The organism is Pseudomonas sp. LBUM1668, from assembly GCF_059695715.1.
The window spans coordinates 4,010,493-4,027,500 of sequence record NZ_CP166787.1; the positions used below are offsets into that span (position 1 = coordinate 4,010,493).

Below are 17,008 nucleotides of genomic sequence, written 5' to 3' on the forward strand. Positions count from 1 at the left end.
TTTTGACCTTGATCCTCGACAATAAAAAATGCGCGCATCCAGGGATACGGGCATTTTTTGTAACGTGCAAAGATCAACAGATCGCAGCCTGCCGCAGTTCCTACACGACGACCGCGTGTCCATCGTTGAACTGCAACGCCGCCAACCGCGCGTACAACGGATTGCTCGCAATCAATTCCTGATGTGTACCCACCGCGACCAATTTGCCCTGATCCATCACCGCAATCCGGTCGGCGTTTTTCACTGTGGCCAGGCGGTGGGCGATCACCAGTGTGGTGCGGTTTTGCATCAGGTTCGGCAAGGCTTGCTGGATCAGGTGTTCGCTTTGCGCATCGAGGGCGCTGGTGGCTTCGTCCAGCAACAGGATCGGCGCGTCGACCAGCAACGCCCGGGCGATGGCCAGACGCTGGCGTTGGCCGCCGGAAAGTCCAAGCCCGCCGTCACCCAAATGTGTCTGGTAGCCGTCAGGCATTTGCTCGATGAAGTCGTGGGCGTGGGCGATTCTCGCCGCTTCCTTGACCTGCTCAAGCGTGGTCGTTAGGCAGCCATAGCGAATGTTCTCCTCCACGCTGCCGAAAAACAGTGCTGGCGTCTGCGAAACCAAGGCAAAACAACGGCGCAGATCCAGCGGGTCGAGGCTGGTCAGCGGCACGCCATCCAGCAGAATCCGGCCCTCGCGAGGATCGTAAAAGCGCAGCAGCAAGTCATACACCGTGGATTTACCCGCGCCGGACGGCCCCACCAGCGCCAGGGTTTCGCCGGCCCTGACCGTGAGATTCAAGCCATCAACGGCGAAGCTTTCTGGACGCGAGGGGTAGGAAAAGCGCACATCCTGCAATTCCAGCTCACCGCGCACGCGCGCAGGCAATGTCACTAATCCAGTCTTCGGTGGCTGGATGATATTTTCCGAACGCAGCAATTCAGCAATCCGCTCGGCGGCACCCGCAGCGCGCTGAAGCTCGCCGATCACCTCACTCAACGTGCCAAACGCGCTGCCGACGATCAGGCTGTAGAACACAAATGCCGCCAGCTCACCGGCAGAAATCCGCCCGGCGATCACGTCCATGCCACCGACCCACAACATCACCGCGACAGCGCCAAGCACCAGCACGATGACCAATGTAATCAGCCACGCACGCTGGAAGATCCGTTTGCGTGCGGTCTCGAAAGCCTGCTCGACCGTTGAGGCAAAACGTTGCTCGTCCTGTATTTGATGGTTGTACGCCTGCACGGTTTTGATCTGGCCGAGGGTTTCGGACACATAGCTGCCAATGTCGGCGATCCGGTCCTGGCTCTGTCGCGACAGATTGCGTACGCGTCGACCGAAAATCAGGATCGGCGCAATCACCAGCGGTAGCGCGATCACCACGATGCTGGTGAGTTTGGGATTGGTGATGAACAGCAGAACGATGCCGCCGATCACCATCAGCAGATTGCGCAGAAACAGCGAAAGCGACGAGCCGATCACTGATTGCAGCAATGTCGTATCTGCTGTCAGGCGCGACTGGATTTCCGAGCTGCGGTTGTCTTCGTAAAACCCGGGATGCAGGTACACCAGGTGGTTGAACACCTGTCGGCGGATATCGGCGACGACACGTTCACCGATCCAGGAGACCAGGTAAAACCGGGCGAAGGTGCCGACCGCGAGGCCCAGGACCAAGAGCATGAACAGTCCGATGGATTGGTTGAGCAAGTCCGCCGACTGGGTCATGAAGCCCTGATCAACCAACAACTTGATGCCCTGCCCCATCGATAAGGTGATGCCGGCGGTGACGATCAATGCGAGCAGCGCACCGAAGGCCTGCCAGCGATAAGGCACGAGGAAATGACTGGTCAGGCGCAAGGCGCGTCGGTGTCGCGAGGAAAGCATCGAGATCATTCGGATTCACATCTGCGCTGATGGATAGCGCCAGCCTACACACTCAGATGGGGGGGAACTCTGTAAATCACAATGAGTCAGGTTAAATATGCCCGTGACGACTAGACCCTAGAGGCTATTGGTCTAAAGTCCCGGTTGAGACGAGCGGTCATTTCTGTTTGAGTAGAGATGCCGCCGCCGACAGGCCGCAGGGAGTTGTCATAGCCCGGTCACGTGGCGGTTTTAACCTAGGCGTACAACCTGATGAGGAGACAGGCCATGTCCTTGCAACACAGCAGCGAAGACAAGATTGAAGTGATCCGCACCAAGCCCGGCCAGACTCTGGGTTGCTCGATTATTGATGCACAAGGGCGTGAAGTACCGATCACTGAAGACATGATCCAGGACGCTTGCCGCGAACTGGAGAAGCGATTGGTCAAGCCTGCCGAACAAGAGTGATATAGCCACCGTCTTCCTGACCCGGCCCATTGGCCGGGTTTTTTCTGCCTGCTTCCCCACTGTAGGAGCTGCCGCAGGCTGCGATCTTTTGATCTTGATCTGCTTAAAAGCCAGATCAAAAGATCGCAGCCTGCGGCAGCTCCTACAGGAGGGAATGGATTAGATAGCTACTGCTCCGAGCGCTGTCACGATCTGGCGCAACTTTGGCGAATGCCCTTCGATCCGTACTTTCAACCCTTCGATCTCGCGCCGAACCGGATACTGCTTGCGCAACACATCGAACGCCGCACGCTGCTCGCCGACATTACCTACAAGGCTGCGGCGGAAATCCGCGTCATCCCGGCGTGGGTCGTACACCCCACGGCACATCATCGCGAAAGCCCAGGCCGGATCACTGTCGGCATGCAAGGTTATTTCCGACAACCACGGCGCCGGCAGCAGATCACTGAGCTGGATGTTCGCAGGCTGATCGATGAACTCGCAGTACGCCTGATAAATCTGCGCCGTGCCGCGCTGTTTGCCATCAAGGCTGTAACCGGCAATGTGCGGCGTGGCCAGCACGCAGAGTTCGGCCAGGGCTACATCGACCTCGGGTTCGGCCTCCCAGACGTCGAGTACCGCTTGCAGGTCTTCGCGCTCCAGAAGCACTTCGCGCAGCGCGGCGTTATCCACCACCGGCCCCCGCGCTGCGTTGATCAGCCAGGCGCCGGGTTTGAGTTGCTGCAAACGTTGTTGATCGAACAGATGCCATGTCGCACCGTCACCGCTGCGGGTCAACGGTGTGTGCAGGCTGATCACGTCGCACTGTTCGATGATTTGCTCAAGGCTGAGGTAATCACCGCCCTCTGCACTTTGGCGTGGCGGATCGCAGACTTTCACGTTCCAGCCCAAGCCCTTCAGAACAGTGATCAGGCGTCCACCGACCTCTCCGGCGCCGACGACACCATAAGTACGCTGAGTCAGATCAACACCCTCGATCTCGGCGAGGGTCATCAGGCTGCCGAGCACATAGTCGACCACACCACGGGCATTGCAGCCGGGCGCGCTCGACCAGGTGATGCCCGCCTCGTTGAAATACTCGAGATCCAGATGGTCAGTACCGATAGTGCAGGTGCCGACGAAGCGAACCTTGCTGCCCTCGAGCAGCGCGCGGTTGACACTGGTCACCGAACGCACCAGTAACACGTCGGCCTGCTCGACCGTCGCGCGGTCGATGGAACGGCCAGGCACTCGGCGGATCTCGCCAAAACCGGCAAAAAAGGCATCGAGCAGCGGGATATTTTCGTCAGCAACAATCAGCATGGCGGGCTCCTTGGGCGGATCGGCAGTTTAACTGTAGGAGCTGCCGCAGGCTGCGATCTTTTGATTTGGATCTTGATAAAGCCGGATCAAGAGATCGCAACCTGCGCCAGCTCCTGCAAATTACAAATCCGCAACACAGGATTTTTCCTGACCAACACGTCAGCGGCGTAGAATGCGCCGCCTTGCGCATCAACATCTGTGGACGCTTTGCCTGTGAATCCTGTAACTGACCAACCTGTCGCCGTCACCCTCACCCGCCCCGCGCGGATTCGCCTGGAGTTCAAGACTCTGCTCGCCCTGGCGGTGCCGATCATCATCGCGCAACTGGCAACCACGGCCATGGGCTTTGTCGATGCGGTGATGGCCGGGCGCGTCGGCCCCAATGATCTGGCGGCGGTAGCGTTGGGCAACTCGATCTGGGTGCCGGTTTTTCTGTTGATGACCGGTACTCTGCTGGCCACCACACCTAAAGTTGCCCAGCGCTACGGCGCCGGCACCCACAGCGAAATTGGTCCGATCGTGCGCCAGGCGTTGTGGCTGGCACTCGTAGTGGGTTTGATCGCTACCGCGATGCTGGTTGCCGCCGAGCCGATTCTGCATTTGATGAAAGTCGACCCAGAACTTATCGGCCCGTGCATGCAGTACTTGCATGGCATCGCCAGCGGTTTGCCAGCGGTGGCGTTCTATCATGTGCTGCGTTGTTTCAGTGACGGCCTTGGCCGTACCCGCCCGGCGATGGTGCTGGGCCTGTGCGGGCTGGCGCTGAATATCCCGCTGAACTACATCTTCATCTATGGCCACTTTGGCGTGCCGGCCATGGGCGGCGTCGGTTGCGGCTGGGCCACGGCGATTGTGATGTGGGTAATGGCGCTGGGACTGGCCGGTTATGAGCGCTGGGCTCCGGCGTATCGTTCGAGCGAGTTGTTCAGCCGTTTCGATTGGCCGCAGTGGGCGGTGATCAAGCGTCTGCTGGCCATCGGTTTGCCGATCGGCATTGCGGTTTTTGCCGAGTCGAGCATCTTCGCAGTGATCGCGCTGTTGATCGGCAGCCTTGGCGCGACCGTGGTCGCCGGGCACCAGATTGCGCTGAACGTCAGCTCACTGGTGTTCATGATTCCTTATTCGCTGGGCATGGCCGTGACCGTGCGCGTCGGTCAAGCACTAGGCCGTGAGGAACCACGCGAGGCGCGTTTTGCCGCTGGCGTCGGCATGGGCACTGCACTGGCCTACGCGTGCCTGTCGGCGAGCATGATGTTGCTGCTGCGCGAGCCGATTGCAGCGATTTACACGGCTGACCCGACGGTGATTCACATCGCGGCGATGCTGATTGTGTACTCGGCGCTGTTCCAGTTCTCCGACGCGATCCAGGTGACCGCTGCCGGTGCGTTGCGCGGTTATCAGGACACGCGAGTGACGATGATCCTGACACTGTTCGCCTATTGGGGCATCGGCCTGCCAGTGGGTTACGCGCTCGGCCTGACCGACTGGCTCGGCGAGCCGCGTGGCCCGAGCGGGTTGTGGCAGGGTCTGATCGTCGGCCTGAGTTGCGCCGCGCTGATGCTGTCTATCCGCCTGACTCGCAGCGCGCGCAAGCGCATTCGGATCAGCCGTTCGCTGGGCTGAAACCCTTTACGCAAGACAAAAAATGTGGGAGCCAGCCTGCTGGCGATGAAGGAGAGTCGGTCAACATAGACGTTGAATTGACTACCACATCGCCAGCAGGCTGGCTCCCACAGTTGTTTTTGCGCTTGCCTGAGGCTCAGGCCTGTTTCTTGCGAATCCAGTACAGGTAAGTACCGGCCTCTTCGTGCTGGCCGACCAGTTCGTGGTCGAGAAACACGCAGAACTTGGGAATGTCGCGGCGGGTCGAGGGATCCGTGGCGATCACCTTGAGCAGGCCACCCGGCACCAGGTCACGGATGTGCTGGTGCAACATCATCACCGGTTCCGGGCAATTGAGTCCGGTAGCGTCGAGGGTGCCGTCGACCGGGGTATCGATCATTTCACTCATGATTAACTCCTGAAACTGGCCGGCATTGTCGCGCATTGCCGGGTGCTCGGTCATCTGTGGCTTTACACCAATTCCCTGTAGGAGCTGCCGAAGGCTGCGATCTTTGCTTTTTGAAAGATCAAAAAATTGCAGCCTGCGGCAGCTAGCACAGGGAGGACGTGTGCATTTAGCGGGATCTGGTTTTCTTCACGTCATGCCGGCGCAGATGGCAGGTCACTTCCTCGCGGTCGTGATACAGCTGCTTGCAGCCGATATCGACCTTGATGCCGCGGGCCTTGAACCCATCGGCAATGCGCTCAAGCAAACGCTTCACTTCGGCATAACGCTGCTTCATCGGCAGTTTCAGGTTGACCACCGCCTCGCGGCAATGCCCTTCGCCGATCCACTCTTCGAGCATTGCCGCGTTACGCGCCGGTTTCTCGACGATGTCGCAGACCATCCAGTCCACCGGCTGCTTGGGCTTGAAGGTAAAACCGTCCGCCATCAAGTGCTGCACCAGGCCGGTGTCCATCAGACTTTCGGCCATCGGGCCGTTGTCGATAGCGGTCACGAGCATGCCGCGGTTGACCAGTTGCCAGGTCCAGCCACCCGGCGCTGCGCCAAGGTCAACGCCGGTCATGTCGCTGTGCAAACGATCTTCCCACTGATCCCGCGGGATGAAGTGGTGCCAGGCCTCTTCCAGCTTCAACGTCGACCGGCTCGGGGCCTCACGCGGAAACTTCAGGCGCGGAATGCCCATCGGCCACATCGCCGAGTTACCGGCATCAGCCATACCCAGAAATACTTCGCGGCCGCTTTTGAACGTCAGCAACAGACGCGGTTTGCTCGCGTCTTCCACCAGTTTGCCGGCGCCCGTCAGCGCCTTGCGCAGCGGGCCTTCGAATTTTTTGCAAAAGTTCGACAGCTCTTTGCCGTCGTTGGTGTCGACGACTTCCAGCCACAGACTGCCGCACACCGGGAATTCGGCCATGTGCGCGAGGATCACGCTGATGCGGTCGGTTTCCGGCAGATCAATGAAAACACCGCGCGCCCATTGGCGCGGGAAGATCAGCTCGGCGAAACGCTGACCGCGCATCAGGCGCTCGGCGCCGTCTTCTTCGGTGCAGACAAACTCGGCGCACGCAGTGGCGGTTTTCGCCTTGGCGTAACCGGACACGTTCAACTGGGCAGCGAGGTCGGAAATCTCCGAGCAGACTTCGCCTTCGAAGCCTGGCCGACAATGCATGAATAGGGTGTTCATTCTTACTCCTGAGCAGCGGGCGATCATTCGGCCCCTGCGCGATGCTCAGGCCTTGCTTTGAAGCAAAGCCTGTCACGAAAACCGGCGCATGATAGCCGATGTCGGAACCTTGGTTCTCTCCATAGAGTCCAGTTATTAGCCAGCTAATGAAAACAGGGCTACGTTGATAGCTCTGCCCGTCCCCTCAATCCGTAGCAGTGCGGATTCAAAGGAGTGATTGCAATGCCGTCCCTAGATAGCCTGAAGACCCTTAAAACACTAAAAATCGACGACAAAACCTACCACTATTTCAGTTTGCCGGATGCTGCCAAAAGCCTGGGTAATATCGACAAACTGCCAATGTCGCTGAAAGTCCTGCTGGAAAACCTGCTGCGCTGGGAAGATGAAAAAACTGTCACCGGCGCCGACCTCAAGGCAATTGCTGCGTGGCTCAAGGAGCGTCGCTCCGACCGGGAAATCCAGTACCGCCCTGCCCGCGTATTGATGCAGGATTTTACCGGCGTCCCCGCCGTGGTCGACCTCGCGGCGATGCGCGCCGCCATGGCCAAGGCCGGCGGCGATCCACAGCGAATCAATCCGCTATCCCCGGTCGATCTGGTGATCGACCACTCGGTGATGGTCGACAAGTTCGCCACGCCCAGCGCATTTGAGCAGAACGTCGACATCGAGATGCAGCGCAACGGCGAACGCTACGCCTTCCTGCGCTGGGGCCAAAGTGCCTTTGACAACTTCAGCGTAGTGCCGCCGGGCACCGGGATCTGCCACCAGGTCAACCTCGAATACCTCGGCCGCACCGTGTGGACCAAGGATGAAGACGGCCGCACCTACGCCTTTCCCGACACGCTGGTTGGCACCGACTCCCACACCACCATGATCAACGGCCTCGGCGTACTCGGCTGGGGTGTCGGCGGGATCGAGGCGGAAGCGGCGATGCTCGGGCAACCGGTGTCGATGCTGATTCCGGAAGTGATTGGCTTCAAACTCAGCGGCAAACTCAAGGAAGGCATCACCGCCACCGACCTGGTGCTGACCGTTACGCAGATGCTGCGCAAGAAAGGCGTGGTCGGCAAATTTGTCGAATTTTACGGTGATGGCCTCGCCGACCTGCCGCTGGCTGACCGCGCGACCATCGCCAACATGGCCCCGGAATACGGCGCGACGTGCGGGTTCTTCCCGGTCGATGACGTGACGCTGGAGTACCTGCGTCTGTCCGGACGGCCGACGGAAGTGGTGAAACTGGTCGAGGCGTATACCAAGGCCCAGGGGTTGTGGCGCCTGCCCGGTCAGGAACCGGTGTTCACCGACAGTCTGGCGCTGAACATGGGCAGCGTCGAGGCCAGTCTTGCCGGGCCAAAACGCCCGCAAGACCGTGTTTCGCTGCCGAATGTCGCGCAAGCCTTCAGCGACTTCCTCGACTTGCAATTCAAACCGACGAGCAAGGAAGAAGGCCGTCTGGAAAGCGAGGGCGGTGGCGGCGTCGCGGTGGGCAACGCCGATCTGGTCGGAGAAACGGAATATGAATACGACGGCCACACCTATCGCCTGAAAAACGGTGCGGTGGTCATCGCTGCAATTACGTCGTGTACCAACACTTCCAACCCGAGCGTGATGATGGCCGCTGGGCTCTTGGCGAAAAAAGCCGTGGAGAAAGGCCTGACGCGCAAACCGTGGGTAAAGAGTTCGTTGGCGCCGGGTTCGAAAGTAGTCACCGATTACTACAAGGCGGCGGGGCTGACGCAATACCTCGACCAGCTCGGTTTTTCGCTGGTCGGCTATGGCTGCACGACCTGCATCGGCAACTCCGGGCCATTGCCGGAACCGATCGAAAAAGCCATCCAGAAAGCTGACCTCGCCGTCGCCTCGGTGCTGTCCGGCAACCGCAACTTTGAAGGTCGCGTGCACCCACTGGTGAAAACCAACTGGCTGGCCTCGCCACCACTGGTGGTGGCTTATGCCTTGGCTGGCACGGTTCGTACCGACATTAGCAGCGAACCGCTGGGCAATGACCAACAGGGCAATCCGGTTTACCTGCGTGACATCTGGCCAAGCAGCCAGGAAATCGCCGACGCGGTGAGTCAGGTCAGCACTGCCATGTTCCACAAGGAATACGCCGAAGTGTTCGCCGGTGACGAACAGTGGCAAGCCATCGAGGTGCCACAAGCCGCCACCTACGTGTGGCAGGACGATTCGACTTACATCCAACATCCACCGTTTTTCGACGACATTTCCGGCCCGTTGCCAGAGATCAAGGATGTAAAGGGCGCGCGGGTGTTGGCGCTGCTCGGCGACTCGGTGACCACTGACCATATTTCCCCTGCCGGCAACATCAAGACTGACAGTCCGGCCGGGCGTTATCTGCGCGAAAAAGGTGTCGAGCCGAGGGACTTCAACTCTTACGGTTCGCGTCGCGGCAACCACGAAGTGATGATGCGCGGCACCTTTGCCAATATTCGTATACGCAACGAGATGCTCAGCGGTGAAGAAGGTGGCAACACGATCTACATTCCGACCGGTGAGAAACTGCCGATTTACGATGCGGCCATGCGCTATCAAGCGTCCGGAACACCGCTGGTGGTGATTGCCGGCCAAGAATACGGCACCGGCTCCAGTCGCGATTGGGCGGCCAAAGGCACCAACCTGCTGGGCGTCAAAGCAGTGATCGCCGAGAGCTTCGAGCGCATTCACCGTTCCAATCTGGTGGGCATGGGCGTGTTGCCGCTGCAATTCAAACTCGATCAGAACCGCAAGAGTCTGAATCTTACCGGTAAGGAAACCTTCGAGATTCAAGGCCTGACCGGCGTATCCCTGTCACCGCGCATGAACCTGCCTCTGGTGATCACCCGTGAAGACGGGCGACAGGAGAAAATCGAAGTGCTGTGCCGGATCGACACCGTGAACGAGGTTGAGTACTTCAAGTCGGGGGGGATTCTGCATTATGTGTTGCGGCAGTTGATCGCTTCATAAACGCACAACCGTGTAGGAGCTGCCGAAGGCTGCGATCTTTTGATCTTGTTTTGTAAGATCAGGATCAAAGATCGCAACCTTCGGCAGCTCCTACAGGATTTTGTACTTTTCTCCGGGCAAAAAAAAACCCGCCGAAGCGGGTTTTTCCCAAGACCATTATCGACTCCCTGTCGGCAGCGATCCTTGCAATGGTCGATCATCCGTGATCCTGAAGTACTCCCTGTGCTTCAGTTGATGGGTGTAGATTACGTGGTGGATCCAATCGGCAATAGTCGTAAAAGCTACCATCGCGTGTAAGACATTCGCCATAGAGGCACTTCCGAAAACCCTTAGAAGGGTCAGGCGTTGAGCATGCCAGCCGCGATTTGCGCGACTTTCAACTGCCCTGAGTCCTGCGTCTGCGGGTCAACCTGCAGAGCCTATCAGCCCCGATCAAGCTCACGCGCCCTGGCGCTTTCCGCGAGAAACTGCTCAAGCCTGCTCAACTGTTCTTCCCAGCCACGACTGTCCATGTAATAGGCCTCTTTCTGGCGGATGTCGGGAATGTGCGCGAAACCGGACTCAGACACCTTGAGCAACGTCCCACCCTCGAAATCTTCCAGCTCGAACCTGACCAGCGTTGTCGGCTCCTGGGAATAGTCGATCTTCGGATTGACCGCATACGGATGCCAACGGAACGAGAACAATTGCTGCGGCTCGACCCGCTCGATCAGCACGTTCCACAACACATGTTCATAACCCGGATACGTGACCTGCCCTTGCGTCCATTCTCCGGCAATAAAACGCCTTCCCTCCAGCGCCACGCCAAACCACTGGCCAAACGCCTCGGCATCGACCAATGCACGCCAGACATGTGAACGCGACGCCTTGAGCGTGATTTTTCGTTCGAAACTATTGGGTACTGGTTTCATACGTCACCTCCTGTTCTGAACAGTAGGCTTGTATGACCACATGTCCAAGGTGAAGTTGTATCAAAGCGGTTCCTCTGTGCAAAAGGCAGGAAACATCCGGCTGCATTTTCCGTTGATGATTCGAGCTATTTACAGCACAACCCAGCGGATGAACCTGCTACCTTTTCCATCGATGCTGAACCGGACAAGGACGAATCATGCAGCCATCCCTCCCAGAACGTTATCGCGGCGCCCTGCTAGGCCTGGCTTGCGGCGACGCGGTCGGCACCACGGTAGAGTTCAAGCCACGCAACTCATTCCAACCATTGACTGACATGGTCGGCGGCGGTCCTTTCCACCTCAAGCCTGGACAGTGGACGGATGACACCTCAATGGCGCTGTGCCTGGCGGAAAGCCTGCTGATCAAGAACGGCTTCGACGCCACAGACCAAATGGGGCGCTACCTCAACTGGTGGAAATGGGGTTACCTGAGTGCGACCGGCGAATGCTTTGATATAGGCATGACCGTCAGTCAGGCGCTGTCGCAATATCAGCAAACAGGTGAGCCCTTTGCGGGGTCGACCGAGCCGGATACCGCTGGCAACGGTTCTCTGATGCGACTGGCACCGGTGGTGCTGTTTTACTTTCCAGACGCCCGGAAAGTCAGACATTTCTCCAGCGAAAGCTCGCGAACTACCCACGCAGCACCCGAGGCAATCGAATGCTGCCAACTGTTGGCTGAGCTGATCAACAAAGCTCTGCTTGGAGCGTCCAAAACAGAACTGCGCTTTTTGCCAGCCTCAACCTTCAGCCAACCGAAAGTCGCGGAGATAGCTCGATGTGACTATTTCACGAAATCAATAGATGAAATCCGTGGTAGCGGCTACTGCGTCCAATCGCTGGAAGCAGCGCTTTGGTGTTTTCAGCACACCGACAGTTTTGCAGCGGCAATCCTGCAAGCCGCCAATCTGGGTGATGACGCCGATACCACGGCAGCGATTGTCGGCCAGCTGGCCGGCGCCCACTATGGCGTGCGAGCCATTCCCGCCAACTGGCTGGACCTGCTGCATGATGGTGAAGAGATTGCGGCTACAGCGGATCGCTTGCTGGAAGCCTCAAGACAACAAGTACCTGAATAGAATCTGTGCAATCACTACACTGCCTGCACTTTCATTCGACACAGCGAGTATCTCCATGTCCCCACGTCTGCTCCTGGCCCTGACGCCTTTGCTATTCACCACCCTCAGCCACGCCGCCGTTGACTGCGCCAACGCCAGCGATCAGGCGACGATGAATCAGTGTGCCGGGCAGGATTACAAAGCTGCCGACAAAGAGTTGAACGCGGTGTATCAGCAGGTCACCGGGCGTTTGAAGGGCAACCCTGATGGCAAGAAGCTGTTGGTCAGTGCGCAACGCGCATGGATCGGTTTTCGTGATGCCGAGTGCAAGTTTTCGTCTTCGGGCGTGACGGGCGGGAGTGTGTATCCGCTGATCTATAGCAACTGCATGACCGCTGTGACCAAGGTGCGGGTTGAAACGCTGAAGCAGTACTTGAAGTGTGAAGAAGGTGACATGAGTTGCCCGGTGCCGGGGGCCTGATTGCTCAAGGCCATATCGCTGGCAAGCCAGCGCTCACAGGTATTTCATTGCGATCACTTCAGGTGTGAACACTCAATAACCTTGTGAGAGCTGGCTTGCCAGCAATGGCGGCAGTGCGGTTGCTGCATGAAACTGTGACGTTCAACAACTTCAGGCACGCTCAGCCCCGCGTAAGACCGTGCTGTGAAGCTGTTATCGGTTACACGTGCGGATCACCCGGCGCTTTCGACGGCGCCGCATACTGCGGCTTGAGATGGCCGTCCTGATCGAGTAGCCAGGCGTCCATAATCTGCCGCACCACCGGCCCGGCGACACGACCACCGGCCTCACCGTTTTCTATCATCACCGAAATCGCAATTTTCGGGTGCTCAGCCGGAGCGAAGCCGACGAACAAGGCGTTATCACGGTGGCGCTCAAGCGTCTTCGCGCGGTTGTAGCGTTCACCCTGCTTGATCGCCACCACTTGCGCCGTACCACTTTTACCAGCGATACGGTATTGCGCCCCCGCCGCTGCCGCACGGGCAATGCCGCGGGCATCGTGCATAACCATCTGCATGCCATGGTTGACCTGCTCCCAATCGCGCGGATCCTTAAGCAGGATGTTCGGCATCGGATGCTCGTCGACCGGCGCCATGCCATCAACAGTCTTGGCCAGGTGTGGGCGGTTCCACACTCCTTTGTTGGCGATCAGTGCGGTGGCCTGAGCCAGTTGCAGCGGCGTTACCTGCATGTAGCCCTGACCAATACCGAGAATCACCGTTTCCCCCGGGAACCACGCTTGTCGACGTGTGGTGCGTTTCCAGGCTTGAGATGGCATCAGGCCGGGAGACTCTTCAAACATGTCCAGCGAGACTTTTTCGCCGAGACCGAACATGGCCATGTAGTCGTGCAGGCGATCAATGCCAAGCTTGTGCGCCAGGTCATAGAAGTAGGTGTCATTGGAACGCATGATCGCAGCGTCCATATCCACCCAGCCGTCGCCGCTGTGGTTCCAGTTACGGTACTTGTGATCGAAGTCCGGGAGTTGGTAGTAACCCGGATCGAAGACTCGGGTCTGCGGTGTGACAACGCCTGCGTCGAGGCCCGCAATCGCCACCTCTGGCTTGATGGTCGAGCCCGGTGCGTACAAGCCGCGCAGTACGCGGTTGAACAGTGGCCGGTCGATAGAATCACGCAGCGCCGAATACTCTTTGGAGCTGATACCAGTAACGAACAGATTGGGATCGAAACTCGGGTTGCTGACCATCGCCAGCACTTCCCCAGTGGACGGATCCAGCGCCACGACCGAACCACGACGACCACCCAAGGCAGCTTCGGCGGCCTCTTGCAGTTTCACGTCGAGGCTCAGAACGATGTTTTTGCCGGGTACAGGGTCAGTGTGCTTCAGCACACGCAGTACTCTGCCCTGGGCATTGGTTTCAACCTCCTCGTAACCGACATGGCCGTGCAACTGCGCTTCGTAGAAGCGTTCGATGCCAGTCTTGCCGACGGACTGAGTGCCGCGGTACTCCACCGAGTCGAGGGTTTTGGATTCTTTTTCGTTGATCCGACCGACATAGCCGATCGAGTGAGCGAAGTGCATGCCAAGCGGATAATGTCGAACGAACTGTGGCTCGACATCCAGCCCAGGCAAACGGAACTCGTTGACCGCCAAGACCGCAATCTGCTCTTCGGTCAATTCATAAAACAGCGTTACCGGCGTGAATGGATGACGGGACTGTTTCATGGCTTTGTCGAACACTGTTCGGTCTTCGACGGGGAGGTGCAGGAGATCTATGACCTCGTCCAGTTCCTGATTGACATCGGTGGCGCGCTCGCGGGTGATGGTCAGGTTGTAGCTGGGACGATTATCTGCCAGCAGCACACCGTTGCGGTCGTAGATCAGTCCGCGTGTTGGCGGGATCGGCAGGACATGGACACGGTTGTTTTCGGAAATGGTCGAGTGGTAGTCGAACTCCACCACTTGCAGAATGTAAAGACGTGCTACCAGGGCGCAGCTCACTGCGAAGACGAACAAAGCGCAGGCGATCAACCGCTTGTTGACCAGACGCGTCTCTTTCTTGTGATCCTTGATAGGGATAGGTTCAGGCATTTCTGCAGCAACTCTTTGGCATAAGTGAGCGCCTATCCTTTGGCGTGACATCAGTCCATGAAAAAACGAGCTGCACCATACCAAAAACTACGCGGTCACTTAAGAAGGTTTTTACCCAGTGGCGATTCTTGCGAAAGTTGGGGTTCGATTCGCCTGAAAACTTTTTCGCGGGCAAAACAAAACCCCAACTGCTTTCGCAATTGGGGTTTCGGAATTTAATCTTGACGATGACCTACTCTCACATGGGGAAACCCCACACTACCATCGGCGATGCATCGTTTCACTGCTGAGTTCGGGATGGGATCAGGTGGTTCCAACGCTCTATGGTCGTCAAGAAATTCGGGTACTGAGTCGTGACCAGTTGGCCTCGCTTCAGCAAATTGGGTATGTGATAGCTTTCGGTGTTTGTGAACATCGAACTTTCGGTTCGTTTCGTCTTCACACACCGCAATCTGATGCTCTTTCGAGTAGTCAAATTGCTTGGGTGTTATATGGTCAAGCCTCACGGGCAATTAGTATTGGTTAGCTCAACGCCTCACAGCGCTTACACACCCAACCTATCAACGTCGTAGTCTTCGACGGCCCTTCAGGGAACTCAAGGTTCCAGTGAGATCTCATCTTGAGGCAAGTTTCCCGCTTAGATGCTTTCAGCGGTTATCTTTCCCGAACATAGCTACCCGGCAATGCCACTGGCGTGACAACCGGAACACCAGAGGTTCGTCCACTCCGGTCCTCTCGTACTAGGAGCAGCCCCTCTCAAATCTCAAACGTCCACGGCAGATAGGGACCGAACTGTCTCACGACGTTCTAAACCCAGCTCGCGTACCACTTTAAATGGCGAACAGCCATACCCTTGGGACCGGCTTCAGCCCCAGGATGTGATGAGCCGACATCGAGGTGCCAAACACCGCCGTCGATATGAACTCTTGGGCGGTATCAGCCTGTTATCCCCGGAGTACCTTTTATCCGTTGAGCGATGGCCCTTCCATACAGAACCACCGGATCACTAAGACCTACTTTCGTACCTGCTCGACGTGTCTGTCTCGCAGTCAAGCGCGCTTTTGCCTTTATACTCTACGACCGATTTCCGACCGGTCTGAGCGCACCTTCGTACTCCTCCGTTACTCTTTAGGAGGAGACCGCCCCAGTCAAACTACCCACCATACACTGTCCTCGATCCGGATAACGGACCTGAGTTAGAACCTCAAAGTTGCCAGGGTGGTATTTCAAGGTTGGCTCCACGCGAACTGGCGTCCACGCTTCAAAGCCTCCCACCTATCCTACACAAGCAAATTCAAAGTCCAGTGCAAAGCTATAGTAAAGGTTCACGGGGTCTTTCCGTCTAGCCGCGGATACACTGCATCTTCACAGCGATTTCAATTTCACTGAGTCTCGGGTGGAGACAGCGCCGCCATCGTTACGCCATTCGTGCAGGTCGGAACTTACCCGACAAGGAATTTCGCTACCTTAGGACCGTTATAGTTACGGCCGCCGTTTACCGGGGCTTCGATCAAGAGCTTCGCGTTAGCTAACCCCATCAATTAACCTTCCGGCACCGGGCAGGCGTCACACCCTATACGTCCACTTTCGTGTTTGCAGAGTGCTGTGTTTTTAATAAACAGTCGCAGCGGCCTGGTATCTTCGACCGGCATGAGCTTACGGAGCAAGTCCTTCACCCTCACCGGCGCACCTTCTCCCGAAGTTACGGTGCCATTTTGCCTAGTTCCTTCACCCGAGTTCTCTCAAGCGCCTTGGTATTCTCTACCCAACCACCTGTGTCGGTTTGGGGTACGGTTCCTGGTTACCTGAAGCTTAGAAGCTTTTCTTGGAAGCATGGCATCAACCACTTCGTCATCTAAAAGATAACTCGTCATCAGCTCTCGGCCTTAGAATCCCGGATTTACCTAAGATTCCAGCCTACCACCTTAAACTTGGACAACCAACGCCAAGCTGGCCTAGCCTTCTCCGTCCCTCCATCGCAATAACCAGAAGTACAGGAATATTAACCTGTTTTCCATCGACTACGCTTTTCAGCCTCGCCTTAGGGACCGACTAACCCTGCGTCGATTAACGTTGCGCAGGAAACCTTGGTCTTTCGGCGTGGGTGTTTTTCACACCCATTGTCGTTACTCATGTCAGCATTCGCACTTCTGATACCTCCAGCAAGCTTCTCAACTCACCTTCACAGGCTTACAGAACGCTCCTCTACCGCATCATCCTAAGATGATACCCGTAGCTTCGGTGTATGGTTTGAGCCCCGTTACATCTTCCGCGCAGGCCGACTCGACTAGTGAGCTATTACGCTTTCTTTAAAGGGTGGCTGCTTCTAAGCCAACCTCCTAGCTGTCTAAGCCTTCCCACATCGTTTCCCACTTAACCATAACTTTGGGACCTTAGCTGACGGTCTGGGTTGTTTCCCTTTTCACGACGGACGTTAGCACCCGCCGTGTGTCTCCCATGCTCGGCACTTGTAGGTATTCGGAGTTTGCATCGGTTTGGTAAGTCGGGATGACCCCCTAGCCGAAACAGTGCTCTACCCCCTACAGTGATACATGAGGCGCTACCTAAATAGCTTTCGAGGAGAACCAGCTAT

11 protein-coding genes and 2 rRNA genes (1 of these 13 running past the window's edge) are annotated in these 17,008 nt (G+C 57.4%); 5 read left to right on the plus strand and 8 right to left on the minus strand.

Annotated features, from left to right (window positions below; all coding sequences use genetic code 11):
- Positions 1-100: 100 nt before the first annotated feature.
- Positions 101-1,879, minus strand: a complete 1,779-nt coding sequence (locus ACA061_RS18065; protein WP_497299781.1) for an ABC transporter transmembrane domain-containing protein — start codon at positions 1,877-1,879, stop codon at positions 101-103.
- Between the two features lie 258 nt (positions 1,880-2,137).
- Here ACA061_RS18065 and ACA061_RS18070 point away from each other — a divergent pair, with 258 nt between their 5' ends.
- Positions 2,138-2,317, plus strand: a complete 180-nt coding sequence (locus ACA061_RS18070) for a PA1571 family protein (RefSeq protein WP_150604513.1) — start codon at positions 2,138-2,140, stop codon at positions 2,315-2,317.
- Positions 2,318-2,476: 159 nt separating this feature from the next.
- Here the strand turns inward: ACA061_RS18070 and pdxB are convergent, their stop codons facing one another.
- A complete protein-coding gene (gene pdxB / locus ACA061_RS18075) occupies positions 2,477-3,619 on the minus strand; it encodes a 4-phosphoerythronate dehydrogenase PdxB (RefSeq protein ID WP_497299782.1) in 1,143 nt (380 codons plus the stop codon).
- A 213-nt stretch (positions 3,620-3,832) separates the two neighbouring features.
- Here pdxB and ACA061_RS18080 point away from each other — a divergent pair, with 213 nt between their 5' ends.
- The gene (locus ACA061_RS18080) at positions 3,833-5,242 is read left to right on the plus strand and encodes an MATE family efflux transporter (RefSeq protein ID WP_497299783.1); all 1,410 of its coding nucleotides are present in this window, start codon (positions 3,833-3,835) and stop codon (positions 5,240-5,242) included.
- Between the two features lie 136 nt (positions 5,243-5,378).
- Here the strand turns inward: ACA061_RS18080 and tusA are convergent, their stop codons facing one another.
- Both tusA and rlmM read right to left on the minus strand, forming a co-directional pair.
- Positions 5,379-5,630, minus strand: a complete 252-nt coding sequence (gene tusA, locus ACA061_RS18085) for a sulfurtransferase TusA (RefSeq protein WP_003226616.1) — start codon at positions 5,628-5,630, stop codon at positions 5,379-5,381.
- A gap of 166 nt (positions 5,631-5,796) precedes the next feature.
- Entirely contained in the window at positions 5,797-6,870 is a 1,074-nt protein-coding gene (gene rlmM, locus ACA061_RS18090) for a 23S rRNA (cytidine(2498)-2'-O)-methyltransferase RlmM (RefSeq protein ID WP_150604516.1), read from the minus strand.
- A gap of 222 nt (positions 6,871-7,092) precedes the next feature.
- Between rlmM and acnA the strand changes: the two genes are divergently transcribed.
- Positions 7,093-9,834 carry an aconitate hydratase AcnA gene (acnA, locus tag ACA061_RS18095; protein ID WP_497299784.1) on the plus strand — a complete coding sequence of 914 codons (2,742 nt, stop codon included), beginning with the start codon at positions 7,093-7,095 and terminating at the stop codon, positions 9,832-9,834.
- 422 nt (positions 9,835-10,256) lie between these two features.
- On the opposite strand, the gene ACA061_RS18100 is transcribed toward acnA, so the two are convergent.
- Positions 10,257-10,745: an SRPBCC family protein gene (locus tag ACA061_RS18100; protein ID WP_150592545.1), complete on the minus strand. Its 489-nt coding sequence runs from the start codon at positions 10,743-10,745 to the stop codon at positions 10,257-10,259.
- A gap of 197 nt (positions 10,746-10,942) precedes the next feature.
- Between ACA061_RS18100 and ACA061_RS18105 the strand changes: the two genes are divergently transcribed.
- Positions 10,943-11,863 carry an ADP-ribosylglycohydrolase family protein gene (locus ACA061_RS18105; RefSeq protein WP_210553184.1) on the plus strand — a complete coding sequence of 307 codons (921 nt, stop codon included), beginning with the start codon at positions 10,943-10,945 and terminating at the stop codon, positions 11,861-11,863.
- Positions 11,864-11,918: 55 nt separating this feature from the next.
- The gene (locus ACA061_RS18110; protein WP_150604519.1) at positions 11,919-12,323 is read left to right on the plus strand and encodes a lysozyme inhibitor LprI family protein; all 405 of its coding nucleotides are present in this window, start codon (positions 11,919-11,921) and stop codon (positions 12,321-12,323) included.
- Positions 12,324-12,522: 199 nt separating this feature from the next.
- On the opposite strand, the gene mrdA is transcribed toward ACA061_RS18110, so the two are convergent.
- The 3 genes from mrdA to ACA061_RS18125 all read right to left on the minus strand — a co-directional run.
- The gene (mrdA, locus tag ACA061_RS18115) at positions 12,523-14,415 is read right to left on the minus strand and encodes a penicillin-binding protein 2 (protein WP_497299785.1); all 1,893 of its coding nucleotides are present in this window, start codon (positions 14,413-14,415) and stop codon (positions 12,523-12,525) included.
- 219 nt (positions 14,416-14,634) lie between these two features.
- A 5S ribosomal RNA gene (gene rrf, locus ACA061_RS18120) occupies positions 14,635-14,750 on the minus strand.
- Positions 14,751-14,906: 156 nt separating this feature from the next.
- Positions 14,907-17,008 (minus strand): 23S ribosomal RNA (locus tag ACA061_RS18125) (it continues 792 nt past the right edge of the window).

Bases quoted from the DNA above. Each gene is read 5' to 3' on its own strand.
- ACA061_RS18100 (WP_150592545.1), bottom strand. From the start codon at position 10,745: ATGAAACCAGTACCCAATAGTTTCGAACGAAAAATCACGCTCAAGGCG.
- rlmM (WP_150604516.1), bottom strand. From the start codon at position 6,870: ATGAACACCCTATTCATGCATTGTCGGCCAGGCTTCGAAGGCGAAGTC.
- ACA061_RS18105 (WP_210553184.1), top strand. From the start codon at position 10,943: ATGCAGCCATCCCTCCCAGAACGTTATCGCGGCGCCCTGCTAGGCCTG.
- acnA (WP_497299784.1), top strand. From the start codon at position 7,093: ATGCCGTCCCTAGATAGCCTGAAGACCCTTAAAACACTAAAAATCGAC.
- ACA061_RS18110 (WP_150604519.1), top strand. From the start codon at position 11,919: ATGTCCCCACGTCTGCTCCTGGCCCTGACGCCTTTGCTATTCACCACC.
- ACA061_RS18065 (WP_497299781.1), bottom strand. From the start codon at position 1,879: ATGATCTCGATGCTTTCCTCGCGACACCGACGCGCCTTGCGCCTGACC.
- pdxB (WP_497299782.1), bottom strand. From the start codon at position 3,619: ATGCTGATTGTTGCTGACGAAAATATCCCGCTGCTCGATGCCTTTTTT.
- ACA061_RS18070 (WP_150604513.1), top strand. From the start codon at position 2,138: ATGTCCTTGCAACACAGCAGCGAAGACAAGATTGAAGTGATCCGCACC.
- mrdA (WP_497299785.1), bottom strand. From the start codon at position 14,415: ATGCCTGAACCTATCCCTATCAAGGATCACAAGAAAGAGACGCGTCTG.
- tusA (WP_003226616.1), bottom strand. From the start codon at position 5,630: ATGAGTGAAATGATCGATACCCCGGTCGACGGCACCCTCGACGCTACC.